Genomic DNA, 24,687 nt, shown 5'->3' on the forward strand with positions numbered 1-24,687 from the left:
GACGCGCCGTTGACATCGTGTGAAGCACCCCGATATCGATGTCGGACACGAACTCGGAGGGCACATGAGCGATTCGGACACCAAGGACGAGAGCACGACCGACGAGAACGAGGACTCCGGCACCGGGCTCGACGTCGAGTCCGAGCCCGACGAGGAGACCAAGAAGGAGATCGAGGAGGAGCGCGAGCGCCGCCTCGACCCGGAGAACCGCCCCGACAACGTCGAGGTGGACAACACCCCACGCGACTTCGACGTGGAGCGCGGGCAGTTCAAGGACAGCGACGACTACGACGACAACGAGCCGGCGCCGTTCAGCGATCCCGAGGACCCGAACAACGACGACGCCTGACGGTCGTCCTGCGCCCTCGCGAGGACCAGAGGCGTAGATTCGCCTGATGCCCAAGATCATCGGTGCCACCCTCGAGGAGCACCGGCTGCAGATTCGCCGTCGCGTCTTCGCGGCGTTCGAGCAGCTGCTCGCCGAACGCGGTTTCGATGCCCTCACGATGGCGGACCTCGCCGCTGCGGCGGGGATCGGGCGCACGGTGATCTACAACCACTTCGCCGACAAGGACGCTGTGGTCGTGGCCTTCGCTGCGGACGAGACCACGCGCTACCTCAATCGGCTCGAGATGGAGCTGGCCGGTGTCGAGGACCCGGTCGAGCGCCTGCGTACCTATGTCCGCCACCACGGGACCGCGGCCCAGGACTTCCATCTCGGGCTGGGGCCGGAGCTCTACAGCATGCTCTCGCGCGAGTCCGCGGGTGCGATCCGTGAGCATGTGGTGGCGCTCGAGGACGTGCTCCGCGAGATCCTGGTCGAGGGGATGGACTCGGGCGTGTTCGCCCGCACGGACCTTTCGGCCGCCGTGTCCCTGGTGCACGCGTGCCTGCAACCCCGACACCTCGACGCGGACGCCGTGGAGGCGTTCGTGCTGCGAGGTGTCGGGGTCAGGTCCTGATCGGCAACCGGACCAGGCGGGCTACCTCCGGGTGACCGTCAGCGTCCGGCTCCCCGACGAGGGAAGGTAGTTGCCGGAGCCGAGGTACCTCAGCTGTGCCTTCCACCTGCCCTTGGCCACCTTCGGCAGGGCGATGTTGACCCGGCCGCTGGCGAACCAGCCGCTGGTGACCACGCGGCGCTTCTTGCCCTTGCTGAGCACGACCTGCACCTTGCCGCTCGCCGCGGGCGAACCCGCCCGGGCGGGACGTACGGCGACGGTGAGGATGCCGGCCTGCTTCTTGGTGGCGCGTCGGGCCACGGCGTGGCTGAGCACCGTGGCGCCCTTGGCGATCACGACCCTGCGGGTGACCGTGGCGGGCTTGCGCACCGCGTCCCCGCTGTAGCTGAAGGTGAGCACCCGCGCGCCGGCCCACAGGTTCTTCGGCAGCACGAACCGGGCGGTCCCGCCGGACAGCGTCGCCGTCCGGGCCGTCCCCGCGCCGCTCAGCCGGACGGTCCCGGTCCCGGAGGCGACCTTGACGACGTACGCCGGGGAGGTGGCCAGCGCAAAGCTGGCGGGTCCGCTGATCGAGACGGCTGCCGCGGAGCGGAGGGCGGAGTAGTCGATCGCCAGCGGGGTCTCGGTGTCCTGGCTGGCGTCGGAGTAGCTGTGCGCGCGCCAGGTGTAGACCGAGTAGCGCTTGCTGCGGTCGAGCTTGGCGGCCGGGACCGTCAGGGCCCTGGTGAACTCGCCGGCGGTGATCTGGCTGCCACTGACCCAGTCGACGGCGACGAACGAGGCCATCCCGTGCTCCCGGTCCGACACGTCCGGGAGGCCGCCCGAGGGGGCCACCCCGACGTAGACGCCGTCGTCACCCGGGTTCGACCCGGGGCTGAAGCCGATCCCCGAGACCTTGACCTGCACACCTCCGGTCGGGCTCTGCGAGGTGATCGCTGCGGTGACGTCGGGGGCTCCCAGCTGCGCGACGATCTGCGCCGGCCTCTTCTTCTCCGCGGTCGCGCTGGTCGCATGGAAGTGTGCGCGCACACCCTTGGTCAGCTGACCCAGGAAGGAGGGGGCGAAGGACTTGCCGTCCACTGGGGTGCCCTCGGCCAGCTCGAGCCTGGTCGCATCCGCGCTGCCGGCGGGCAGGACCCCGTCCCAGGCCGGCGTGGTGGTGCGCGTCCGGTACCCGCCGGTGTCGGCCACGGTGCCGGTGGTCCCGAACGTGGTCACCACCACCTGTGCCGGGTCCGTGGAGGCCTCGGAGCTGCCCATGCCGGCGGCGTTCCTCGACGAGACCTCGGCCTTGAGGCTCCCGCTCCCGTCGGCGTTCACGGTGACCGTCGGGTTCGCGATCGTGACCCGGTAGTACTCGGTCCCGGAGTTCACGAACGCGCCGGTGACCGATCCCGCGTACGTCGTGGTGACGACGGCGTCGGAGCTGACGGTCGTGGTGCCGCCCGGGAAGGTGACGACGCCGTCGGCGTCCTCGAGCGCCCCGCCGCTGAGCACGTGGGTGGAGAGGTGGTCGTCGAACTGCTGCGAGATCTCCCACTTCAGCACCGGCGCAGCGGCCGTGGCTGCCGAGGCCGGAGCCGCCGTCAGGGTGAGGGACGAGGCGACCAGCGCCGTGACGGTGGCCGAGGCCCAGGTCAGCGAACGGCGCCGCGACTGCGCGCGTGGCAGCCTCGGGGTGGTGGCGGGCATGGTGTTCCTTTCAGAGGGGTGGGTCAGCCGCGAGGGCGCGGCTGGGCGGTGCGGAGGAAGAACAGGGGCCGGCGCCCGAGGGTGGCGAGCGTGACCAGCCCGGCCACGACGAGCAGGCCCAGCCCGGTCGCCCACCAGGCGCTCCCCGTCCCGGAGCCGGCACCTGCCGGCGGGGTGGCGACGAGTCGCAATGGCACCGCAGCCCCGGGGCCGGAGGTGGCGGCGACCGCGGCAGCCATCGGCGGGAGCACCTCTGCACCGGCGACGGGCACTGGTGCCGGCAGCACCGGAGTCGAGCTGGGTGGGAGCTGCGCCGAGGAGGTGCCCGCGACCGACGAGCTCGCGGTCGCTCCGGAGGCACCCGACGCGCTGCCGGCCGCGACAGCAGGTGCCGGCGGCGCCGCGTTCTCCACGACCGGTGCGGCCGGAGGCGCGGTGGGCACCGGCGCGGCCGCCCCGGGTCCGAAGGAGACGGTCACCGGGAGCGCGACCTTGTAGGCGTCCGTGGAGGCACCGGTCGAGCACCAGTACGCCGCCGTGCCGACGCGGTTCATGTAGCTGATGAACGACTGCGGGAAGGACCCGAAGGCAGCCCCACCGGCTTCCTGTCCGACGCCGGACACCGTGACGCCGCGGTAGGCGGCGTCGGCCGTGAACCCGTCCTCGCCCAGCTCAACCCCCGGCAGGTCGGCCAGGGTCACCCGCTGGGCCGGGAGCGGCTCCCAGAGCGAGGTGTCGTCCTGGGAGGACCCGTAGCCGCTCAACGTCGCGGTGAGGCGGCCCTTCCCCTCGGCGACCTCGAGCACAGGGTCGGAGACGTAGAAGAACGACATGCCGGAGTAGAGGAGGACGGTGAAGTCGCCGGTCCACTCGAGCTTCGCGGTCCCCGCCACCCGGTCGACGGTGCCGCTGCCACCGGAGAGGACCACCTGATGGTCACTGAACTTCCCGGAGGTCGGGGCGCCGAGGGGGCTTCCGTCGGCAGTGGTGGAGAGCCCAGCCCAGGTGGCCGGCTTCCAGGAGCTGCCGTTCGACTTCTCGACCGCCACGTTGCCGACGGACTGGCGCCAGTCCCCGCGGGCCAGGGTGGTGCCGCCCCGGCCCGGGTTAGGCACCTTGCCGGCCGAGAAGAAGTTCTGGGTCCCGGGCGCCCACGCCGAGTTGTTGGCCTCGTTGCTCAGGCCCCATCGGAGCACGGCGTTCTCCAGGGTGGTGGCCTCTGCGGCGTCCGCGGCTGCGGCCGGCCCACCGACCAGGGTGGTCGAGGCAGCGACGAGACCGGCGAGGAGACCGGCCAGCCCGATCCGGAGTCCGGTACGGCGTTCACGCGGCGACATGACGCCTCCTGACGCGACGTACGGCGAGCAGCACTGCCGCGAGCAGGACGAGGGCCGCGGCGATGACGAAGGCCTTCTCCCACCACGAGGCACCGTCGGTGGACTCGGCTCGGGCCTGGTCCGAGGCGACCGCGAACCGGACCGACGGCGCACCCTCGATCCCGACCAGTCGCAGCTCGTGGGTGCCGGGCGCGGTGTCCGCCGGCACCTGGAGCAGCCCGGCCACCTGGCCGGTCGCTCCCGCGGTGAACGGCCCCGCCCCCGCATCGCCGTCGTCGAGCACCGCGCTGACCTGGGCACCGGGACGGATCCCGGCAGCGGTGAAGGCAAGGATCTTGCCTGCTCCCGCCGAGGCCCGGTCCACCTCAAGCTTCGCTGCGCCTCCCGCTGCCTTGGCTGTCCCCGCCTTTTCTGTCCCAGCCTTTTCTGTCCCGGCCGTCGCGGTCCCGGCCGTCGCGGTCCCGGGCGCCGTTGCGGTCCCGGGCACCGTTGCGGCGCTGGTGCCTGCCTCGTCGGTGGCGGCAGCAGCCTGCTGGCTCGTTCCCGCCGCCTGGGAGGAGGTCTTCGCCGAGGAGCCACGGTGGAGGTCGGCGACCGTGACCGGCGTGAACGTCTCGTTGACCCGGTTGTCGACCCCGTGCGCACCGAAGGTGATCACCCCGCACCTGACCTTGCGGCAGTCGACGGTCCGCACGCGGTTGTTCGCGTCCACCGTCTTGAAGGTGGCGCCGGGGACGTTGATGGTGACCGACCAACTGCCGTCGGCGCCGAGCGTGCCCCCGTTGGCCGACTCGGCCGTCTCCGTCCCCGGGAACGCGACGAAGCGCTGGTAGCCCGCGTTGGCCTTGGTCTGGGAGTCCGGCACGTAGAGCCTGGTGCCGTCACCGTCGGCACTGGGGCGCCAGTTGCCGGAGACGGTGCCGAAGACCACGTAGATCCCGCCGAACCCGTTGCGGACCGAGCTGAACCCGGCCCCCTTCACCGTCAGCCTGGTGGTGTACGTCGGGTCGACCTTCCGGGTCCCGAAGTCGTTGGTGACGGTGACGCGAGCGGCGGCGCTCGCCGGCGGGCCGGGCAGGAGCAGCAGGCCTAGCACCAGGCCTGCGAGCGGCACGAGTGCGATCAGGGGGCGGGCACGCATGGGGGGTTCTCCTTCGTGGCGGGGCGGTCAGGACTGCTGGCCAGGTGTCGGCGCAGGGGTACGACGAGGAGCTGCCCCGCGTGGCGGACCACGTCCACCGGATGCCCGTAGACCTCCTCCAGCAGGGCGGGGCGGAGCACGTCCTCGGGGGGCCCCACCGCGCGCACCCGGCCGCGGTGGAGCACGCACAGCCGGTCGGCCCAGGCTGCGGCGAGCGACAGGTCGTGGAGCACCACCCCGACTGCGCAGCCGGCCGTGGCCAGCTCACGGGCGACGGCGAGGACCTGTTCCTGGTGACGGATGTCGAGGGCTGCCGTGGGCTCGTCGAGCAGCACCAGTGGCGTCTCCTGCGCGAGCACCCGTGCGAACGAGGCCCGGGCGCGCTCACCGCCGGAGAGCGAGGGGAAGAACCGCTCGGCCAGGGCGGTGACGTCGGCCCGGAGCATCGACTCCTCGACCACGTCCTCGTCGCGCTCCTCCTCGGGCGTGCGGTGCCACGGGGTCCGCCCCATGGCCACGACGTCCCTGACGCGGAACCCGAACGCCAGGTGGGTCTCCTGGAGCAGCACGGCCCGGCGCCGCGAGGTCACCCGCGCCGGGGCGCCGAGCAACGGGTCGCCGTCGAGGTGGGCCGTGCCGGCCGTGATCTCGAGGTCGCCGGCCACGGCCCCGAAGACGCTGGACTTCCCGGCACCGTTGGGGCCGACGAGCACGACCACCTCGCCGCGCCGGATGTCGAGGTCGACCTCGGTGAGCACCGGGTTGCCGGCGAGCACCACGGAGAGTCCGCGCACCTCCAGCCCGTTCATGGCCAGCCCGTCCATGGCCAGCCCGTTCACGACCAGCCTCCCGACGTACGCCGGGTCCGGCGCAGCAGCCAGAAGAAGAACGGACCGCCGACGAGCGCGGTGAGCATGCCGATCGGCAGGTCGGCGTAGGCCACCAGCGTGCGCGCCCCCAGGTCGGCGAGCACCATCAGCACCGCGCCGCCGAGGGCGCACGCGGGCACGAGCACCCGGTGCCCGGGGCCGACCAGCATCCGCACCAGGTGCGGCACCACCAGCCCGACGAAGGCGATGATGCCGGCGAAGGCCACCGCCGCGGAGGTGAGCAGCGCGACCAGCACGATGACCAGCAGGCGCAGGCGTTCGACGTCGACACCCACGTGGCGGGCGGCACGGTCACCCAGGGAGAGCAGGTCCAGCTGGCGGGCGAGCAGGCAGGCACCGACCAGCCCCACCGCGGCCAGCGGCGCGATCACCCCGACGTACTCCCAGCGGCTGCCGTTGAAGGAACCGAGCGTCCAGAACACGATCTCCTCGCGGGCCTGGGTGTCGCCGAGGAACATCATCAGGGCCATCCCGGCGCTGGCCATCGCATTGACCGCGATCCCGGTCAGGACCAGGGTGACCACCTCCGTACGGCCACCGTCGCGCGACATCACGTAGACCACGAGCGTGGTCACCAGGCCTCCGACGAAGGCGAAGGCCGCTGTCGTCCAGGCACCGAAGACGGCCAGGTTGAAGACGATCACCGCAGCTGCGGCCAACGCCGCACCCGCGGACACCCCGACCACCGCGGGCTCGGCGAGGGGGTTGCCGAAGACGCCCTGCATCAGGGCCCCGGCGCTGGCCAGCGAGGCTCCCACGACCAGGGCGGTCGCCACCCGGGGGAAGCGCACCTGCCACAGGGTGTTCTCGCCCTGGGGGTGGGTCGGCACCGGGCCCAGGTCGAGGCCTAGCCGGCGCATGATCGAGCCGATCACCTCCGAGGCAGGGATGTCGAGCTGTCCGCGCCCGGCGGCGGCGACCACGACGACCACCAGCGCGACGCCCAGCACCGAGAACAGCCACCCGGGGGCGAGCAGCCGCTGTCCCGAGGAGCCGGATGCCCGCACCGATCCGCGGGGACGCGTCAGGACGCTCACTGCACCGCCTCGGGGGCGTAGACCGCGACGGCGAGCGCGTTGAGCACGGACGCGACGAGGGGACCGAAGCCCAGGATCTGGGAGTCCTGCATGTCCACCACCCGGCGGTTCTGGCCGGCCGGGGTCTGGGCGAGCGCGGGCAGCCGGTCCAGGAGGCCGTCCACTCCCCCGACCGAGGTCAAGCCGTTGGACATCATCAAGATGAGATCGGGCTGGGCGGCCACGATGCCCTCGTCGGTGACCGGCTTCATGCCGTTCCAGTCGATCTCCTCGGCCACGTTGTAGAGCCCGAGGGAGTCGATGAGCGAGTCGGCTCCCGAGCCTTCGCCGAACATGTAGTAGACGCCGCTCTTGCCGCGCACGTAGAGGAAGACCGTGCGCAGCTTGTCCCGGGTGGTGGTGGGAGCAGCCTTTGCGACCGCCGCCCGCACCTTGGCGACCTGCGACTCGGTCCGCTTCACGAGGGCCTGCCCCGCGGCAGGGACGCCGAGCGCCTCGGCGACCTTGGTGGTGAACGAGTCCAGGTTCTCCAGGCTCCTCTTGGCCGGGAGCACCACGACCGGGATGCCCGAGTCCCGCATCTGCAAGATCACGTCCCACGGCCCCAGGGAGGTGTCGGTGAGGATGACGGTCGGGTCGAGCTCGAGGATCGACTCCGCGCTGAGGTCGTGACCGTGGGCGGTGACCAGGGGCAGGTCCTTGGCCTCCTCGAACTGGGTGGAGACATCGCGTCCGACCAGCCGGTCCCCCAGGCCCAGCTCGGCCACGGTGCGGGCCGTGGTGCCGTAGACGTCGATCGCGAGGATCCGGCTGGTGTCCTTCACGGTGACCCTGGTGCCCTGCTCGTCGGTCACCGTGACCGGCAGTGCCGGCGCGGCGTCCTCGGCGACCGGCTCGACGTCCGGGTGCGAGAGCCGGGCGGTGGAGGGCCCCTTCCACTGCCTCGGGTCCTCCAGCGCGGAGACCGAGGCGAGCTCGGGGGCGGCCTTCCCGGACCCGCTGGTGCTCGCCGCGGTGTCCCCACAGCCCGCGACCGTCGCCGCGACCAGGATCACCGCGGTCACCACCCGAGGAGCTGATCTCCCGGGACGCGGGCGGGTTGGCGTGCGCAATGGGGGTCCTCGGTTCTCGGGCAGGTCCGCACAGGCGGAGCAGTCGGCGGCGCAGGGTGTCTCTCAGCGCGAATGAAGGCTACCCTAACTTAGGATGGCCTTGCCTAACTAGAGGGTTTATGTGACAGACTGTCATCTTGGATCTGACAGTCCGTCAGCAACTCCACCCGCCCACGACGACAAGGTGTCCAGATGAGCGTTCTCCACGAGACCGGCCTACTGACGGACTCGCTCTCCCAGGCGATGCGCGAGGGTTCGCGCGTCGAGCACCAGGAGGCCGAGGACTCCAGGTTCATGACGGCGCTCCTCGCCGGCCGCGTCGACGAGGCGGGGTACGCCGGCTACCTCAAGCGACTGCGCACCGTCTACGCGGTGCTCGAGGACGTGGGCCGCACGCACGGCTCCGACCCCCTGGTCGCAGCGGTGGCGGACCCGGCCCTGGAACGACTGGAGGCGATCGAGGCCGACCTCGCGTTCTGGAGCACCGACCCCACGGCCCCGGTGTCGAGCCCCGCCGCGGACGACTACGCCGAGCGGGTCCGGGCGTCCGCGTCCTGGGGAGGGCTCTTCGTCGCCCACCACTACACCCGCTACCTCGGCGACCTCTCCGGCGGCCAGGCCATCGGACGCATCCTCAAGCGCGAGTTCGACCTCGGCGAGGACGGGCACGGGATCGCCTTCTACGACTTCGCCCAGATCCCGAAGCCGAAGCCCTACAAGGACGCCTACCGGGCCCGGCTCGACGCCGCCCCGCTCGACGCCGCGCAGAAGGCCCTGGTGGTGCACGAGGTGAAGGCGGCGTTCCGCCTCAACCAGGCCCTCTTCGCCGAGCTCGACGCCACCCTGGAGGAGCACCGCCGCACTCCGCGGGCCGACTGATGCTCAACTAGCCTGCGAGGATGCGAGTCCTCCTCACCGGCGCGGCCGGCTCGATCGGCAGCGTCCTCCTACCCGGTCTGAGCACCCTCGGCCACGAGGTGGTCGGCGCCGACCTCCCCGGCCATGGCAGCGACGTCGACCTCGACTGCACCGACCCCGTGGCCGTCGACGCCGCAGTCGAGACGATTCGGCCCGAGGCCGTGATCCACCTGGCCGGGATTCCCACCGAGTCCTCGCTGCCCGACGCCCTGGGTTCCCACGTCATCACCACCGCGGCCCTGCTCGAGGCGATGGTGCGTCACGGCGTACGCCGCATCGCCTACGCCTCGAGCAACCACGCCGTCGGCCGTACCCCTCGCTCGGACCTCCTCGGGGTCGAGGCGAACGGCCGCCCGGACACCTTCTACGGCGTCAGCAAGGTCGCGGCGGAGGCACTGCTGCAGCTCTACACCGACCGGCACGGGCTCGACACGATCTGCACCAGGATCGGCTCGTTCCTCCCCCGGCCCACGACGCGTCGCCAGCTGAGCACGTGGCTCTCCCCCGACGACGCGGTGCGGATGTTCCACGCCACGCTCACCGCACCGAAGCCGGGACATGCGGTGCTCTACGGCGTCTCGGCGAACACCCGCGGGTGGTGGGACCTCGCTCCCGGGCGCGCGCTCGGCTACGACCCCCACGACGACGCCGAGGACTTCGCCGCCGACATCGAGTCCGGGCCCGAGACCGAGGCCGACCGCCTCGAGGCGGCGCACGTCGGTGGCCCCTACGCCACGGCGGAGTTCGAGCGTCCCGCCTTCGACACCGGTCGTTGACTTCGAGCCCACTCCAGGGGGCACACTGGACCGGTGACTGCGCTGAGCATCGCCGAGGCGGCCCTGGAGACGGGCCTGACGCCCGACACCCTGCGCTACTACGAGCGCGACGGGCTGATGCTGGCCTCGGTGGAACGCTCCTCCTCGGGACACCGCCGCTACGCCGAGCGCGACCTCACCTGGATCCAGATGATCACCAGGCTGCGCTCGACCGGCATGCCGATCCGCGACGTACGGCGCTACGCCGAGCTCGTCCGCAGCGGACCCGGCAACGAGCTCGAGCGGCTGACCCTGCTCAAGGCCCACCGGCGCCGGGTCGAGCAGCAGCTCGCCGAGGTCACCGGGCACCTGCGCGCGATCGACCACAAGATCGGGCTCTACGAGGGCCAGGTCGACCAGCGCCGCTGAGTCGCCCGCCCGGGTCTTGACCTGGAGCGCACTCCAGGTCGTTGAGTGGTTCCATGACGATCAACCAGCGCACTCTCGGCCAGTCAGGATCCAGCCCGCTCACCGTCTCCAGCCTCGGGCTGGGTTGCATGGGGATGTCGGAGTTCTACGGGACTCCAGACGAGCAGGGCGGCATCGACACCATCCACCGGGCCCTCGGCCTCGGGGTCACCTTCCTCGACACGGCCGACATGTACGGGCCGTTCATCAACGAGCAGCTCGTCGGCAAGGCGATCGCGGACCGTCGCGACCAGGTCCAGCTCGCCACCAAGTTCGGCAACAAGCGTGGCCCCGACGGAGAGCGCCTCGGCATCGACGGCTCGCCGGAGTACGTCCGCCAGGCCTGCGACGACTCGCTGCGCCGCCTCGGCGTGGACCACATCGACCTCTACTACCAGCACCGGGTGGACCCGACCGTCCCGATCGAGGAGACCGTCGGCGCCATGGCCGAGCTGGTGCAGGCCGGCAAGGTCCGCCACCTCGGGCTCTCCGAGGCCAGTGCCGCGAACATCCGCAAGGCCCACGGCGTGCACCCGATCACCGCCCTCCAGACCGAGTACTCCCTGTTCTCCCGCGACATCGAGGACGAGATCCTCGGCGTGATCAGGGAGCTCGGGATCGGACTGGTGCCCTACTCCCCGCTGGGCCGAGGACTGCTCACCGGGTCGATCACCCGCGACTCGGGTGCCGACGGCGAGGCCGACAGCCGGCGCTCGCCGTACTTCCCGCGCTTCCAGGGCGACGCGCTGGAGGCCAACCTCTCCCTGGTGGAGAAGGTCAAGGAGATCGCGGCCGGGAAGGGCGCCACCCCGGGCCAGCTCGCGCTGGCGTGGGTGCTCGCCCAGGGCGAGGACGTCGTGCCGATCCCGGGCACCAAGCGGGTGCGCTACCTCGAGGAGAACGTGGCCGCGACCGACCTCGAGCTCACCCCCGAGGACCTCAGCGCCCTGGAGCAGGCGGTCCCCCGGGACGCGGTGGCCGGCGAGCGCTACGGGGACATGTCCAGCATCGACTCCTGAGTCGGGACGGCTGGGCATGGCGGCGCCATTACCGATCGGTAACATGACGCCATGACCCAGCTCGTCACCCACACCGTCACCGACGGCATCGCCCACGTCCGGCTCGCCCGACCGGAGAAGCTCAACGCGCTGACGTTGCAGACGCTCGACGAGCTGGTGTCCACGGCCCGCACGCTGCGCCGGGACCGTTCGCTGCGCGCGGTCGTGATCAGCGGCGAGGGCGACTCCTTCTGCGCCGGGCTCGACTTCGCCGCGGTGCTGAAGTCGCCCCGCGGCATCGCGGGCGCGTTCACGCCCCGCCCCTGGCGCGGGACCAACACCTTCCAGGAGGCGTGCTGGGCCTGGCGCCGGCTGCCCGTGCCGGTGATCGCCGCGGTCCACGGCCACTGCTACGGCGGGGGGCTGCAGATCGCGCTCGCCGCCGACTTCCGGATCGCCACGCCGGACTCGGAGTGGTCGGTCCTCGAGGGACGCTGGGGACTGATCCCCGACATGTCCGGGGTCCGCTCGCTCTCCGAGCTGGTCGGCATCGACACCGCGAAGCTGCTCACGATGAGCGCACGCAAGGTCTCCGGCAAGGAGGCCCGCGAGCTGGGCCTGGTCACCGACCTCGCCGCGGACCCCGAGGCCGCCGCGGACGAGCTCGCCCGCGAGCTCGCCACGAAGTCCCCCGACGCGCTGGCGGCGGCCAAGCGGCTCTTCGACCAGACCTGGACCTCCTCGCCCCGGCGCACGTTCGCCCGCGAACGCGCCGAGCAGCTGGTCCTCCTGGTCGCCGCGAACACCAAGGCCGCCCGCAAGGCCGCCTTCGCGAAGGCGGCTCCGCAGTTCGGACCGCGCGCGAGGCGCTGACCACCCCCGGCTAGGTTGGGCGCATGGCTACCACCGCACTCGGAGACACCCCTGCCCACACTGTCGGAGAACTGCCCGCCGTGGGCGACCAGGCTCCCGACTTCACCCTGGTCGACGCCGACCTCAAGGAGTTCAGCCTTGCCGACCTGACCGGTCGCAAGGTGCTCAGCATCTTCCCGAGCATCGGCACCGGCGTGTGCCAGGCGAGCGTCCGCAAGTTCAACGAGCTCGCCTCCGGGCTCGAGGACACCACGGTGCTCAACGTCTCGGTCGACCTGCCGTTCGCGATGACCGCGTTCTGCGGCGCCGAGGGCCTCGAGGGCGTCCAGGTCGGGTCCGCGTTCCGCTCCTCGTTCGGCGAGGACTACGGCGTCCGGCTCACCGACACGAAGTTCGAGGGCCTCCTCGCCCGCGCCGTCGTCGTCCTGGACGCGGACAACGTCGTCGTGCACAGCGAGCTCGTCCCCCAGATCGGCCAGGAGCCGGACTACGACGCCGCGGTCGCAGCCCTGTCCTGAAGCCTCTCCCGCAGGCCGCGCTCGGCGCCCACCATCATCCGGTGGTGGTTCCAGCTGAGCAGCGGCTTGGCGGTGTACGACGCCATCACGAACATCGAGGCCTCGGCGCGTACCTCCTGCTCGAAGCGCAGCGAGGTGCGCGCCGAGCCGTCTGCCCGCTCGGACAGGTGGTACCTCGCCCAGCCCCGGATCGGGCCGTCGATGCGCACCTCCAACAGGTCGAGGTCGCGGCTCACCGCCGTGAGCTCGAGCTCGAGGTCGTAGGGCAGCGCGGAGCGGCACACCGCCAGCGCCCGGTCGTCGTCGAGCTTGGCGACGGCGCGCACCTGCGGCCACCAGTCGCCGTAGTGCTCGAGATCGACGAGCACGGCGTGCACCCGCTCACGTGGCGCCGCCACGTCCAGGGAGCTGGAGAACCGGAAGCTTCGCGCAGGCATGGGCACCAGTATGTCCATCGGTGGGAGCCCGATCGGGCTGGGTGGCGATGATCTAGCCTCGGGCCCATGACCCGCCGGACCGACCACACCGATGCCGACCTGCTGGATCGTGCCCGCGCCTGGGCCGCCGAGGACCCCGACCCCGCGACCAGGGCAGAGCTCGCGGAGCTGGTCGGTCAGGGCCCTTCCGCCGAGCTCGCGGACCGCTTCGACGGCACCCTGGAGTTCGGCACCGCCGGGTTGCGCGGTGCGCTCGGGGCGGGTCCCAACCGGATGAACCGGGTCGTGGTGCTCCGCGCGGCGGCCGGCCTGGCGGCGTACCTCACGGCGAGCGGAGCGCCCTTGGGCGCCCCCGTGGTGATCGGGTACGACGCCCGGCACAACTCCGAGGTCTTCGCCCGCGACACCGCCGAGGTGATGACCGGCGCCGGCTTCCGGGCCATGACCCTGCCGCGGCCGCTGCCCACCCCCGTCCTCGCGTTCGCGATCCGCGAGCTCGGCTGCGTGGCCGGGGTGATGGTCACCGCGAGCCACAACCCGCCCCAGGACAACGGCTACAAGGTCTACCTGGGCGACGGCAGCCAGATCGTCGCACCCGCCGACGAGCAGATCGCCGAGCAGATCGCGGCCGTGGGTCCGGTCGTGGACATCCCCCGCGGCGACGGCGGCGAGGTCCTCGGTGACGACCTCCTCGACCGCTACCTGAAGACCGTCGTCGACCTGGTCGGCGCCGGACCGCGCGACCTCGACATCGTCTACACCCCCCTGCACGGCGTCGGCGGGGCCACGGTGCTCACCGCGCTGCGCGAGGCCGGGTTCAGCGAGCCGCGCGTCGCCACCGCGCAGTTCGAGCCCGACCCCGACTTCCCGACCGTGCCGTTCCCCAACCCCGAGGAGCCCGGCGCGATGGACCTCGCGCTGGCCCTCGCCGAGGAGGTCGGCGCCGACCTCGTGGTCGCCAACGACCCGGACGCCGACCGGTGCGCGGTCGCGATCCCCGGAGGACCCCACGGCTGGCAGATGCTCCGCGGCGACGAGGTGGGGGCGCTGCTCGCCCACCACCTGCTCGGCCTGCGGCGCGAGGGCGTCTACGCCACCTCGATCGTCTCCTCGTCGCTGCTCGGCAAGATGGCCGTCGCCGAGCACCAGCTGTACGCCGAGACGCTCACCGGCTTCAAGTGGATCGGACGGGTGCCCGACCTGGCCTTCGGCTACGAGGAGGCGCTCGGCTACTGCGTCGACCCCCGGCACGTGAAGGACAAGGACGGTGTCTCGGCGCTGCTGATGGTCTGCGACATCGCCGCCCGGGCCAAGGCCGCCGGCCGGACGCTGCGCGACCTGCTCGACGACATCGCGAGCCGCTACGGACTGCACGCCACCGACCAGCTCTCGGTGCGGATGGACGACGTCGCGTCCATCGCGGCGGTCGTCGACCGGCTGCGTGCAGCTCCCCCCGCCTCGCTGGGCGGCCTGGCGGTCCTGGGGGTCGACGACCTCTCCGCGGGCGGCAACGGCCTGCCCCCGACCAACGGCCTCCGGTTCCGGCTCGCCGACGACGGCCGTGTCGTCGTACGCCCCTCGGGCACGGAGCCGAAGATCAAGTGCTACCTCGAGGTCGTCGTCCCGGTGCGAGAAGACGCCGTGGACGCGGCCCGGATCAACGCCGTCGGGCGGCTCGACGCGATCCGCAGCGACCTGCAGGCGGCCGCCGGCCTCTAGGGGGAGACCTCGCCCCGCTCCGTGTGGTGCGGGCCCCGCCCGCGCAGGCCCGCCCGGGTCACCACCCGCTGAATGGTCAGGTTGCGCTCGTCGGGGCGCGGCACGTAGCGGATGTCGCGCAGCCCCTGGGCCTGCGCCGCGGACTCGAAGACGAAGTGACCGAAGTCGAGGATCCGGCCGTGCAGGGGCTTGTCCACCGAGATGTCCAGGATCCGGCTCAGCGGCATCGTGGCCTCCTTGCGGTTGAACAGCCCGTGCACCCGGAAGACCCGCTGGTTGGTGACCACGAACCGGTCGATGTTGCGCTGCAGGGCCTTCAGCACGCCCCACCCGACCAGCACGGCGCCCACGACCAGGGGCACCCAGCCCAGCTCGAGGGAGGCGAACGGGACCTGGGCCCAGCACAGGATCCCGGCGAAGACCAGCAGGCCGGGGAGCAGGTAGACGACCCAGTGCTTGTGCACGATGTCGACCACGACCTCGTCCTCGTCCCGCAGCAGCCGGGCGCCGACCGAGGGATCGGTCAGCCAGGCGACGACCCGCCTCATGGTGCGCTCAGCTGCTGACCGACTGGACGAACCGGATGATCGCGTCGAAGAGCTTGACCAGCAGGTCCCAGATCGTGCTGGTGGCCTCCTTGGCGCTGGCACCGAACCCGTTGGGGTCCTGCACGAGCCAGAAGCCGAGGAACAAGATGACGAGGAGGCCGACACCCTTCTTCAGCGCGCCGTCCATCGGTTGCTCCTTGTGTCCGGGGGAAGACCGTGGGCACCAGAACGCGCCCACGACAGAGTTGTTGTACCAAGAACGCGCCACGATTCGACTCAGGCGCGCCTGGAACCGCCCGATATCGAGGCTCACCGGTCCGGTGAGCACCGAAACGCGGAGACGCCGGGGCTAGCCCGACCCCGACTCGAGGCTCTCGAGCAGCAGGTCGGACGCCGCGTAGGGGTCGCTCTTCCCGGCGACGACCTCGGCCGCCAGCTCGTCGAGCGCGGCGTTCTCGTGCACCCCGCGCCACTGCTCGCGCAACGCGGTGACGGCGATCGCCTCGATCTCGTCCCGGGCCCGCCGCAACCGCCGCGCCTCGAGCTCACCACTGGCCTCCAGGTGCGCCCGGTGCCGGTCGATCGCGGCCACGACCTCGTCGACGCCCTCGCCCTTGCTCGCGATGGTCTTGACGATCTCGGGCTGCCAGGCCCCCTCGGGACGGTCGGCCAGCGCGAGCATCCCGCGCAGCTCCCGGCGTACCTGGTCGGCACCCTCGCGGTCGGCCTTGTTGATCACGTAGAGGTCGCCGATCTCGAGGATCCCGGCCTTGGCCGCCTGGATCCCGTCACCCATCCCGGGGGCGAGCAGCACGATCGTGGTGTCGGCCATGGCGGCGATCTCCACCTCGCTCTGGCCCACGCCCACGGTCTCGACGAGGATCACGTCGCAGCCGGCGGCGTCCAGCACGCGCAGCGCCTGCGGGGCCGCCCAGGAGAGACCGCCGAGGTGCCCGCGCGAGGCCATCGAGCGGATGTAGACGTCCTTGTCGAGGGCGTGGTCCTGCATCCGCACCCGGTCACCGAGCAGCGCTCCCCCGGAGAACGGGGACGACGGATCCACCGCGAGCACGCCCACCCGCTTGCCCTGCGCACGCAGGGCGGTGACGATCGCCGCGGTCGAGGTCGACTTGCCGACACCGGGAGACCCGGTCAGCCCGACGATGTGTGCGCGCCGGCCGCCGGCCGTGCCGGTGTACGGCGCCAGCCCGGCCATCACCTCGCGCAGCAGCGGCGAGGCGTCCTCGACCAGCGAAATCAGCCGTGCGACCGACCTCGCGTCCCCCGCCCTGGCCTTCTCGACCAGTGCGGGTACGTCGCCGGTCGACCGTCTGCTCATGCCCCTCTCGCTCAGGAGGAGGGAACCTTGATGACCAGGGCGTCACCCTGGCCACCGCCACCGCACAGGGCGGCCACCCCGGTGCCGCCTCCGCGGCGCTGGAGCTCGAGGGCGAGGTGGAGCACGATCCGGGCGCCGGACATGCCGACCGGGTGACCCAGGGCGATCGCGCCACCGTTGACGTTGACCTTCTCGTCGGGGATGCCGAGCTCACGCGCGGAGGAGATGCCGACCGCGGCGAACGCCTCGTTGAACTCCACGAGGTCGACGTCGTCGGCGGAGATGCCTTCCTTCTCCAGCGCCTTGGCGGTCGCCGCGGCGGGCTGGAGCTGGAGGGTGGAGTCGGGGCCGGCGACCTGGCCGTGGGCGCCGATCTCGGCGATCCAGCTCAGCCCGAGCTCCTCGGCCTTGGCCTTGCTCATCACCACGACGGCGCAGGCGCCGTCGGAGATCTGGGAGGAGGAGCCCGCCGTGACGGTGCCCTCCTTGTTGAAGGCGGGGCGCAGCTTGCCCAGCGACTCGGCGGTGGTGTCGCCACGCACGCCCTCGTCCTGGCTGACCACGACCGGGTCGCCCTTGCGCTGCGGGATCTCGACGGGGACGACCTCCTCGTCGAAGACACCGTTCTTCCAGGCCTGGGCGGCCTTCTGGTGCGACTGCGCGGAGAACTCGTCCTGCTCCTCGCGGGTCAGGTTGGCGCCGGCCGCGTTGCACTCCTCGGTGAGCAGGCCCATGGCCTGCTGGGTGGTCTGGTCGAAGAGCGCGTCGTAGGCCATCGAGTCGACGAGCTTCGCGTCGCCGAACTTGGTCCCCTCGCGGGACTTCAGCAGCAGGTGCGGGGCGTTGGTCATCGACTCCATCCCGCCGGCCACGACGACGTCGTGCTCCCCGGCGCGGATCATCTGGTCGGCCATCGCGATCGCGTTTATGCCGGACAGGCACACCTTGTTGATGGTGATCGAAGGCAGCGACATCGGCAGGCCCGCGGCGACGCCCGCCGTACGGGCAGCGTTCTGGCCGGCACCGGCCTGGATGACCTGGCCCATGATCAGGTAGTCGACCTGGTCGCCGGACACGCCGGCCTTCTCCAGGGCCGCCTTGATCGCAACTCCGCCGAGCTCGGCGGCGGACAGGGTCTTCAGGCCCCCGAGGAGGCGTCCGATCGGCGTACGGGCGCCGGCGACGATGACGGATCCACCATTGGTCGATGACATGGGAGTGCCTCCTGTAGAGCAGTCTGGTCGTCCGACAGTACCCAGCAACGGCCCGCAGGTGCAGGGGGGTCCGGCTCCGGGTGGTGTTCGACCCGTCACACCCCGTTGAGGCCGCAGCGCCCACTGGGCGAGGATGCGCACATGAGTACCCCCACGTCAGCCCCGCTGGACATCCCGGCCCACCTGTTCACCTGCATCGACCACGTGGGCGTCGCCGTCCCGGACCTCGACGCCGCGATCACCATGTACCGCGAGAAGTTCGGCATGGAGGTCACCCACGAGGAGACCAACGAGGAGCAGGGTGTGCGCGAGGCGATGGTGGCCGTGGGCGACCCGTCCGACCCCAAGGGCTCCAAGATCCAGCTGCTGGCCCCGCTGAACGAGCAGTCGACCATCGCGAAGTTCCTCGACCGGTCCGGCCCGGGCCTGCAGCAGCTCGCCTACCGCGTCACCGACGTCGACCAGGTCAGCGCGATCCTGCGCGAGCGCGGCCTGCGACTGCTGTACGACGAGGCTCGCCGGGGCACCGCGAACTCGCGGATCAACTTCATCCACCCCAAGGACGCCGGTGGCGTGCTCGTCGAGCTGGTGGAGCCCGCCGGCGCCTGAGCCTCCCTCTCCCCGGGGCGGGGTCCACCCCCTTTCCCCGGTTTTTCGGGCCAACCCCTCGCTGTCCGTTTCGTTCCCGTGGTGAAGTGGTGGCACCCGTCGAGACACCGAGGACGCCCGATGACCACGATCCAGGACGACACGCCCCCGACCGAGCAGAGCGCGGCGCTCCTGGAACGGGCGCTGTTCGAGATCAAGCGGGTGCTGGTGGGCCAGGACCTGATGGTCGAGCGGATGGTCGTGGCGCTGCTCGCCCGGGGACACCTGCTCCTCGAGGGCGTTCCCGGCGTCGCCAAGACCCTGGCCGTCCGGACGCTCGCCGAGGTCACCGGCGGCAGCTTCCACCGGTTGCAGTTCACCCCCGACCTGATGCCCGGCGACATCGTCGGGACCCGGGTGTGGCGCCCCTCCTCCGAGACCTTCGACATCGAGCTCGGGCCGATCTTCGCCAACCTGGTGCTCGCCGACGAGATCAACCGGGCCCCGGCGAAGGTCCAGTCCGCGCTGCTGGAGGCGATGGCCGAGGGGCAGGTGAGCATCGGCGGACGCACCTACCCGCTGCCGGAGCCGTTCCTGGTGATGGCCACGCAGAACCCGATCGAGTCCGAGGGCGTCTACTCCCTGCCCGAGGCCCAGCGCGACCGCTTCCTGATGAAGGTGGACGTCCGCTACCCCGATGCCGCCGAGGAGCTCGCGATCCTCCAGCGGATGAGCGTCGACCCCCCACGCGCCCGCGAGGTGCTCAGCACCGAGGCCGTGCTCGACCTGCAACGGGCCGCGGACCGCATCTTCGTCCACCACGCCGTCGCCCAGTACGCCGTGGCCCTCGTGATGGCCACCCGCGAGCCGGCCCGCTACGGCCTGGAGCCGATCGCCCCCCACGTCGAGTTCGGGGCCTCCCCCCGAGCCACGCTCGGTCTCGTCGCCTCGGCCCGGGCACTGGCCCTGATGCGCGGTCGTGACTACGTGCTGCCCCGTGACGTGTACGACGTCGCGAGCGACGTGCTCTCACACCGGCTCGTGCTCACCTTCGACGCCATCGCCGACGGGGTGGACGCGCGCCAGGTGGTCGCCTACCTGCTCTCCGTGGTCCCGGCTCCCCAGATCGCACCCCACGACGACGCTGCCGGCGAGCGGGAGACCGGAGCAGCGTGAGGTCCCTGGCCGAGTCCCGACGCGCTTTCGCAGCGCTCGAGCTCGCCCTGAACCGGCGGCTCGCCGGCACCCTGTACGGCGCCCGCGAGGGCACCCGCCTCGGTCCGGGAAGCGACCCCGAGGAGGTCGTCCCCTACCGCGCGGGCTCCGACGACGTACGCCGCATCGACTGGAACGTGACCGCCCGGAGCCAGGAACCCCACGTGTGGCGCACCCGGGCCGAGTACGAGCTCGAGACCTGGGTCCTGGTCGACGAGACCGCCAGCATGGACTTCGGGACCGTCGAGATCGAGAAGGGCGAGCTGGCGGCCTGGGTCACCGGCGCGATCGGGCTGCTCAGCGACGGCCCCGGCAACCGGATGGGCGTGGCCCACCTCGGTGAGGACGCGGTGCGCTGGTCGCCGCCACTGCCACCGCGCCAGGCCGCGGTACGCGCCATGTCGGGCCGCGGGCCGACCGGCCATCGCGGCCGGGCAGTGCCCCGGACCCCGGTGGCCCCCGGGCTCGCGCCCGCACTGACCGCGCTCGACGCCCGGCAGCGCCGACGCGGGGCCCGCGTGGTGATCAGCGACTTCGTCGAGCCCGACGGCAGCACCGAGCGGCCGTTCTCGTGGGAGCAGCCGCTGCGGCACCTCTGCGCTCGCCACGACGTGCTGGTCGTGGAGATCCTGGACCCCCGCGAGCTGGCCCTGCCCGACGTGGGGCCCGTGGTGCTGATGGACCCCGAGTCCGGCCGCCGCTCCGAGGTGTGGACCTCCTCGGCGCGCCTGCGCGAGCAGTACGCCGCCCTCGCCGCCGCCCATCGTGAGAGCGTCGCCGCAGCCGTCCGCGCCTCGGGTGCCCAGCACGTGCTGCTACGCACCGACCGCGACTGGGTCGGTGACCTGGTCTGGTTCCTGCGCCGCGACCAGGCCCGCAGGAGCGGAGCGCCACGGATGAGGAGCCGGCGATGAGGCTGCTCTCCCCCTGGTGGCTGCTGCTGCTCGTGCCGGTGGCGGCGCTCGCGGTGGCCTACGTGGTCCAGCAGCGCCGCCGCAGCCGCTACGCGGTCCGGTTCGCCTCGCTGCCGATGCTGGAACGGCTGATCCCGCGCAGGCCCGGGTGGCGGCGCCACGCCCCCGCCGCCGTGCTGCTGGCCGCCTTCGCACTGATGGCACTCGCGGCGGCCAGGCCGGAGATGGACGTGCGGGTCCCCCGGGAGAACGCCACGGTCATCGTCGCGGTGGACGTCTCCTTGTCGATGAAGGCCACCGACGTGTCGCCGAACCGGCTGGACGCGGCCGCCGAGGCCGCGACCCGGTTCGTCGAGGACCTGCCCCGCGGGTTCAACGCCGGCCTGGTCACGTTCTCGGGGGTCACCACCGTGCTGGCTCCCCCCACCGCGGACCGCGACGACGTCGTCGCCGCCCTCAACGACCTCGACCTGTCCACCCGGACGGCGATCGGCGAAGGGGTCTTCACCTCGCTGGAGCAGGTGCAGCTGATGGCGGCGCGGGCCGACCAGGCCGGCGTACCCGCCCACGTCGTGCTGCTCTCCGACGGCACCAACACCACCGGGCGCACCCCGCAGGAGGCCGCGCGAGCGGCCCGCGAGGCCGGGGTGCCGGTCTCCACCATCGCCTACGGCACCCCCGACGGGACCGTGGAGAGCGAGGGGCAGCTGGTCAGCGTGCCGGTGGACGAGGCGACGCTCGCGGCGCTGGCCGCGGAGAGCGGTGGCCACGCCTACACCGCCCGGAGCAGCGACGAGCTCAACGAGGTCTACGACGAGGTCCAGTCCTCCATCGGCTACCGCGAGGAGCCCCGCGAGGTCACGCAGTACGCCGCGGCCGCCGCCCTCCTCCTCGGGCTGCTGGCCGCGGCCCTCTCGCTGCGCTGGTTCTCGCGCCTGCCCTGAGCCGGTCCGGGGTCCTCGGTCGCCCCCGCCGCTCCCGGTAGCCAGATAGGTCACACCGGGCTGACACGGGGGCTACTCGCCGGTAGATTCCGCCGCAGCCCAACCGGACCGACGACGTCACCCCCCACAGGAGCCCCACGTGCAGAAGATCCTCGAGGCCATCCTCGCCGGCGACACGAGCAGTGAGGAGTACGCCGCCCTCGAACTCCCGGAGTCCTACCGGGCCGCCACGGTCCACAAGGACGAGGTGGAGATGTTCGAGGGTCTCGCCACCCGCGACAAGGACCCGCGCAAGTCCATCCACATCGAGGACGTGGCCCTGCCCGAGCTCGGCCCCGGCGAGGCGTTCGTCGCCGTGATGGCCAGCGCCATCAACTACAACACCGTGTGGACCTCGATCTTCGAGCCGGTCTCCACGTTCGGGTTCCTGGAGCGCTACGGCCGGATGTCGCCGCTGTCCAAGCGGCACGACCTGCCCTACCACGTGGTCGGCTCCGACCTCTCCGGCGTGGTGCTCAAGACCGGCCTCGGCGTGCACTCCTGGAAGCCCGGCGACGAGGTCGTCGCGCACTGCCTCTCCGTCGAGCTGGAGAGCCCCGACGGCCACGGCGACACGATGATGGACCCCGAGCAGCGCATCTGGGGCTTCGAGACCAACTTCGGCGGCCTGGCGCACATCGCGCTGGTCAAGTCCAACCAGCTGATGCCCAAGCCGGACCACCTGACCTGGGAGGAGGCCGCCTCCCCCGGCCTGGTGAACTCCACCGCCTACCGCCAGCTGGTGAGCCGCAACGGCGCCGGGATGAAGCAGGGCGACAACGTCCTGATCTGGGGCGCCAGCGGCGGGCTGGGCGGCTTCGCCACGCAGTACGCCCTCAACGGCGGCGCGGTCCCGGTGTGCGTGGTCTCCAACGAGGAGAAGGCGGCGATCGCCCGCAAGATGGGCGCCGAGCTGATCATCAACCGCTCCGAGGCCGACTACAAGTTCTGGAAGGACGAGCACACCCAGGACCCCAAGGAGTGGCGCCGGTTCGGCAAGGACATCCGCGACCTCACCGGTGGCGAGGACGTGGACATCGTCTTCGAGCACCCGGGCCGGGAGACCTTCGGCGCCTCGGTCTACGCGGCCCGCAAGGGTGGCACGATCGTCACCTGTGCCTCGACCAGCGGCTACATGCACCAGTACGACAACCGCTACCTGTGGATGAACCTCAAGCGGATCATCGGCTCGCACTTCGCCAACTACCGCGAGTCGTGGGAGGCCAACCGCCTGATCGCCAAGGGGATGATCCACCCCACCCTGTCCAAGACCTACACCCTGGACGAGGTCGGGCAGGCCGCGGTCGACGTGCACCAGAACGCCCACCAGGGCAAGGTCGGCGTGCTCTGCCTGGCACCCGAGGAGGGTCTCGGCGTCCGCGACGAGGCGCTCCGCGCCAAGCACCTCGACCAGATCAACGCGTTCCGCGGGGTCTGACCACCCGGCAGAACAGGTGAGGTTTCAACGACCTCCTGCGCCTCACGACACCCGGCAGCACCACTGGTGCTGCCGGGTGCCGCCTTTTCCGGCACCTTTTTTCGGGACTACGGCGAGTCGGACGGGTCGCGGTCGGAATCGCTTTGGCAATGGGCGAGACTGACGGCGTACGTCGGAACCACCAATGCCGGATGGAGAAAAGATTCATGAGCGACCCGATGCGCGACCAGGGACTGTCCATCTTCGACAACGACCCCGAGGACGGGGACAGCACCAGGGACTCCGCCGACGAGGCGACCCAGGTGATCCCCGTGGTCAGCGAGAAGCCGGGCGCCGCACGCTCCGGGCAGAAGACCGCCAACAAGGTCGCCGAGAGGCCACTGCCACCTCCCCCGGCAGCCGGTTCACGCCCCCAGGCCTCCGGCAGCACCGGGGCGCGTCCCGCCCCCACCCAGCGCTCCGAGCCCCCCGCCGCGGCACAGCTCCCGGCCCTGCCGACCGTGCGTCGCGGTGGCTACGACACCGGCGCGGTGGACCGGCTGCTGCGTGCCACGGCCGCGGAGAAGGCCGGCCTGACCGCGAGCCTGACCGAGGCCCAGAGCCGCCTCGAGGCGCTCGAGGCCGAGGTCGAGACGCTGCGCGTGAAGGTCGACGAGAACGAGAACCCCACCTACGCAGGTCTCGGCGGCAAGGCCAGCGAGATGCTGCGGCTCGCCGAGGAGCAGGCTGCCGACGTCCTCGAGGAGGCCAACGCGCAGGCCGCGCAGGTCCGGCACCAGGCCCAGCGTGACGCCGCCGCGATCACGTCCGAGGCCGAGGCCGCTGCCGAGGACATGCGGGTCGTTCAGACGCGCGAGCTCGAGGAGACGCGCAGCCGCACGATCGCCGACATCGAGGCACACCGGGTGCGCGCGCTGGCCGAGGCCGACGACCACCTCGCCTCCGCCAAGCGCGAGGCCGAGCAGCACCGCCTCGCCGCCGAGCAGGAGACCAACGCACTGCGCACGAGCACCGCACGTGAGGCCGAGCAGGCACGCGCCGCGGCCGACCGCGAGGTGCAGGAGGCTCGGCGCGAGCTGGCAGTGGAGAAGGAGCGGCTGACCCGCGAGGCGGCCGAGCACCACGACTCCGCGTCGGCCGAGACCCGGCGCCTGGTGGCCGAGGCCGAGGAGCGCGCCAACGCAGCCGAGCAGCGGGCCCGCGAGGCCATCGAGGCAGCCAACTCCCACCGCGACCAGGCGGCCCAGGAGGCCGAGCAGCTGGTCAGCCGCTCGCGCCGCGAGGCCGAGCAGATCGTCAGCGCCGCGAAGAAGCAGGCGGACGCGCTGCGCAACAGCGGGCACGCCGACTCCGAGCGCGAGCTGCAGGTCCTGCGGGCCGAGGTCTCGCGCCTGACCCGCCGCCGCGACTCGATCACGGCCCAGCTCGCCGCGCTGCGCGACGTGGTCGCAGGGTTCGGCACCGACGACGAGAGCTGAGGTGACGGTTCCCGGGTCCGGCGGACCGACCCCCGAGCCTGAGTCGGCTGCCTCGCAGGAGGCACCCGGCCCCGGGAACACAGTCACTGGATCAACCGGCTCGACCGACGCGA

At 71.8% G+C, this 24,687-nt stretch carries 26 protein-coding genes; 15 read left to right on the top strand and 11 right to left on the bottom strand.

The window, feature by feature from the left end; all coding sequences use genetic code 11:
• Positions 1-64: 64 nt before the first annotated feature.
• Positions 65-349, top strand: coding sequence for a hypothetical protein (locus AC4BGC_RS12935; RefSeq protein WP_490556170.1), 285 nt, complete (start codon positions 65-67; stop codon positions 347-349).
• A 46-nt stretch (positions 350-395) separates the two neighbouring features.
• Complete coding sequence (locus AC4BGC_RS12940; RefSeq protein ID WP_490548028.1) at positions 396-962, top strand: TetR/AcrR family transcriptional regulator; 567 nt, start codon at positions 396-398, stop codon at positions 960-962.
• Positions 963-983: 21 nt separating this feature from the next.
• Here the strand turns inward: AC4BGC_RS12940 and AC4BGC_RS12945 are convergent, their stop codons facing one another.
• From AC4BGC_RS12945 to AC4BGC_RS12970, 6 genes are read right to left on the bottom strand one after another with little or no spacing between them, the layout of a single operon-like run.
• Positions 984-2,654 (bottom strand): hypothetical protein, encoded by a 1,671-nt coding sequence (locus AC4BGC_RS12945; protein ID WP_490556171.1) that lies wholly within the window; start codon positions 2,652-2,654, stop codon positions 984-986.
• 23 nt (positions 2,655-2,677) lie between these two features.
• Positions 2,678-3,991 carry a hypothetical protein gene (locus tag AC4BGC_RS12950; protein WP_490556172.1) on the bottom strand — a complete coding sequence of 438 codons (1,314 nt, stop codon included), beginning with the start codon at positions 3,989-3,991 and terminating at the stop codon, positions 2,678-2,680.
• On the bottom strand, positions 3,978-5,132 hold the full coding sequence (locus tag AC4BGC_RS12955) for a hypothetical protein (RefSeq protein WP_490556173.1): 1,155 nt from the start codon (positions 5,130-5,132) through the stop codon (positions 3,978-3,980). The genes AC4BGC_RS12950 and AC4BGC_RS12955 overlap by 14 nt, the downstream gene beginning before the upstream one ends.
• Positions 5,114-5,971 (bottom strand): heme ABC transporter ATP-binding protein, encoded by an 858-nt coding sequence (locus AC4BGC_RS12960; protein ID WP_490556174.1) that lies wholly within the window; start codon positions 5,969-5,971, stop codon positions 5,114-5,116. The genes AC4BGC_RS12955 and AC4BGC_RS12960 overlap by 19 nt, the downstream gene beginning before the upstream one ends.
• Positions 5,968-7,059 carry a FecCD family ABC transporter permease gene (locus AC4BGC_RS12965; protein WP_490548021.1) on the bottom strand — a complete coding sequence of 364 codons (1,092 nt, stop codon included), beginning with the start codon at positions 7,057-7,059 and terminating at the stop codon, positions 5,968-5,970. The genes AC4BGC_RS12960 and AC4BGC_RS12965 overlap by 4 nt, the downstream gene beginning before the upstream one ends.
• Positions 7,056-8,123 (bottom strand): heme/hemin ABC transporter substrate-binding protein, encoded by a 1,068-nt coding sequence (locus AC4BGC_RS12970; RefSeq protein ID WP_490556175.1) that lies wholly within the window; start codon positions 8,121-8,123, stop codon positions 7,056-7,058. Before AC4BGC_RS12970 ends, AC4BGC_RS12965 begins: the two co-directional genes overlap by 4 nt.
• Before the next feature lie 240 nt (positions 8,124-8,363).
• Between AC4BGC_RS12970 and AC4BGC_RS12975 the strand changes: the two genes are divergently transcribed.
• From AC4BGC_RS12975 to tpx, 6 genes are read left to right on the top strand one after another with little or no spacing between them, the layout of a single operon-like run.
• Positions 8,364-9,050, top strand: a complete 687-nt coding sequence (locus AC4BGC_RS12975) for a biliverdin-producing heme oxygenase (RefSeq protein ID WP_490556176.1) — start codon at positions 8,364-8,366, stop codon at positions 9,048-9,050.
• 20 nt (positions 9,051-9,070) lie between these two features.
• Positions 9,071-9,865, top strand: coding sequence for an NAD-dependent epimerase/dehydratase family protein (locus AC4BGC_RS12980; RefSeq protein WP_490556177.1), 795 nt, complete (start codon positions 9,071-9,073; stop codon positions 9,863-9,865).
• Positions 9,866-9,898: 33 nt separating this feature from the next.
• The gene (locus tag AC4BGC_RS12985; RefSeq protein ID WP_490556178.1) at positions 9,899-10,273 is read left to right on the top strand and encodes a MerR family transcriptional regulator; all 375 of its coding nucleotides are present in this window, start codon (positions 9,899-9,901) and stop codon (positions 10,271-10,273) included.
• Positions 10,274-10,326: 53 nt separating this feature from the next.
• Complete coding sequence (locus AC4BGC_RS12990; protein WP_490556179.1) at positions 10,327-11,331, top strand: aldo/keto reductase; 1,005 nt, start codon at positions 10,327-10,329, stop codon at positions 11,329-11,331.
• A gap of 51 nt (positions 11,332-11,382) precedes the next feature.
• Positions 11,383-12,183: a crotonase/enoyl-CoA hydratase family protein gene (locus AC4BGC_RS12995; RefSeq protein WP_490556180.1), complete on the top strand. Its 801-nt coding sequence runs from the start codon at positions 11,383-11,385 to the stop codon at positions 12,181-12,183.
• 23 nt (positions 12,184-12,206) lie between these two features.
• On the top strand, positions 12,207-12,701 hold the full coding sequence (gene tpx, locus AC4BGC_RS13000) for a thiol peroxidase (protein WP_490556181.1): 495 nt from the start codon (positions 12,207-12,209) through the stop codon (positions 12,699-12,701).
• Here tpx and AC4BGC_RS13005 read toward each other — a convergent pair.
• Positions 12,671-13,138 carry an SRPBCC family protein gene (locus AC4BGC_RS13005; RefSeq protein ID WP_490556182.1) on the bottom strand — a complete coding sequence of 156 codons (468 nt, stop codon included), beginning with the start codon at positions 13,136-13,138 and terminating at the stop codon, positions 12,671-12,673. The genes tpx and AC4BGC_RS13005 overlap by 31 nt on opposite strands.
• A 66-nt stretch (positions 13,139-13,204) precedes the next feature.
• Between AC4BGC_RS13005 and AC4BGC_RS13010 the strand changes: the two genes are divergently transcribed.
• Positions 13,205-14,857, top strand: coding sequence for a phospho-sugar mutase (locus AC4BGC_RS13010; RefSeq protein WP_490556183.1), 1,653 nt, complete (start codon positions 13,205-13,207; stop codon positions 14,855-14,857).
• Here the strand turns inward: AC4BGC_RS13010 and AC4BGC_RS13015 are convergent.
• From AC4BGC_RS13015 to AC4BGC_RS13030, 4 genes are all read right to left on the bottom strand, one after another.
• On the bottom strand, positions 14,854-15,405 hold the full coding sequence (locus tag AC4BGC_RS13015; RefSeq protein WP_490548003.1) for a PH domain-containing protein: 552 nt from the start codon (positions 15,403-15,405) through the stop codon (positions 14,854-14,856). The genes AC4BGC_RS13010 and AC4BGC_RS13015 overlap by 4 nt on opposite strands.
• 7 nt (positions 15,406-15,412) lie before the next feature.
• Positions 15,413-15,592 (bottom strand): hypothetical protein, encoded by a 180-nt coding sequence (locus AC4BGC_RS13020; protein WP_490548001.1) that lies wholly within the window; start codon positions 15,590-15,592, stop codon positions 15,413-15,415.
• A 162-nt stretch (positions 15,593-15,754) separates the two neighbouring features.
• Entirely contained in the window at positions 15,755-16,744 is a 990-nt protein-coding gene (gene meaB, locus AC4BGC_RS13025) for a methylmalonyl Co-A mutase-associated GTPase MeaB (protein ID WP_490556184.1), read from the bottom strand.
• Between the two features lie 11 nt (positions 16,745-16,755).
• The gene (locus AC4BGC_RS13030; RefSeq protein ID WP_490547998.1) at positions 16,756-17,958 is read right to left on the bottom strand and encodes an acetyl-CoA C-acetyltransferase; all 1,203 of its coding nucleotides are present in this window, start codon (positions 17,956-17,958) and stop codon (positions 16,756-16,758) included.
• A gap of 141 nt (positions 17,959-18,099) precedes the next feature.
• Here AC4BGC_RS13030 and mce point away from each other — a divergent pair, with 141 nt between their 5' ends.
• The 6 genes from mce (at position 18,100) to AC4BGC_RS13060 (ending at position 24,574) form a co-directional block, all read left to right on the top strand.
• Positions 18,100-18,567, top strand: a complete 468-nt coding sequence (gene mce / locus AC4BGC_RS13035; RefSeq protein WP_490556185.1) for a methylmalonyl-CoA epimerase — start codon at positions 18,100-18,102, stop codon at positions 18,565-18,567.
• Between the two features lie 120 nt (positions 18,568-18,687).
• Positions 18,688-19,722: an AAA family ATPase gene (locus AC4BGC_RS13040; protein WP_490556186.1), complete on the top strand. Its 1,035-nt coding sequence runs from the start codon at positions 18,688-18,690 to the stop codon at positions 19,720-19,722.
• Positions 19,719-20,675 carry a DUF58 domain-containing protein gene (locus AC4BGC_RS13045; protein ID WP_490547994.1) on the top strand — a complete coding sequence of 319 codons (957 nt, stop codon included), beginning with the start codon at positions 19,719-19,721 and terminating at the stop codon, positions 20,673-20,675. Before AC4BGC_RS13040 ends, AC4BGC_RS13045 begins: the two co-directional genes overlap by 4 nt.
• A complete protein-coding gene (locus AC4BGC_RS13050) occupies positions 20,672-21,619 on the top strand; it encodes a VWA domain-containing protein (RefSeq protein ID WP_490556187.1) in 948 nt (315 codons plus the stop codon). The genes AC4BGC_RS13045 and AC4BGC_RS13050 overlap by 4 nt, the downstream gene beginning before the upstream one ends.
• A 139-nt stretch (positions 21,620-21,758) precedes the next feature.
• Entirely contained in the window at positions 21,759-23,096 is a 1,338-nt protein-coding gene (ccrA, locus tag AC4BGC_RS13055; RefSeq protein ID WP_490547992.1) for a crotonyl-CoA carboxylase/reductase, read from the top strand.
• A gap of 206 nt (positions 23,097-23,302) precedes the next feature.
• The gene (locus AC4BGC_RS13060) at positions 23,303-24,574 is read left to right on the top strand and encodes a hypothetical protein (RefSeq protein WP_490547991.1); all 1,272 of its coding nucleotides are present in this window, start codon (positions 23,303-23,305) and stop codon (positions 24,572-24,574) included.
• Positions 24,575-24,687 lie beyond the last annotated feature (113 nt).

The sequence above is a fragment of the Nocardioides sp. Z38_18 genome, assembly GCF_058215695.1.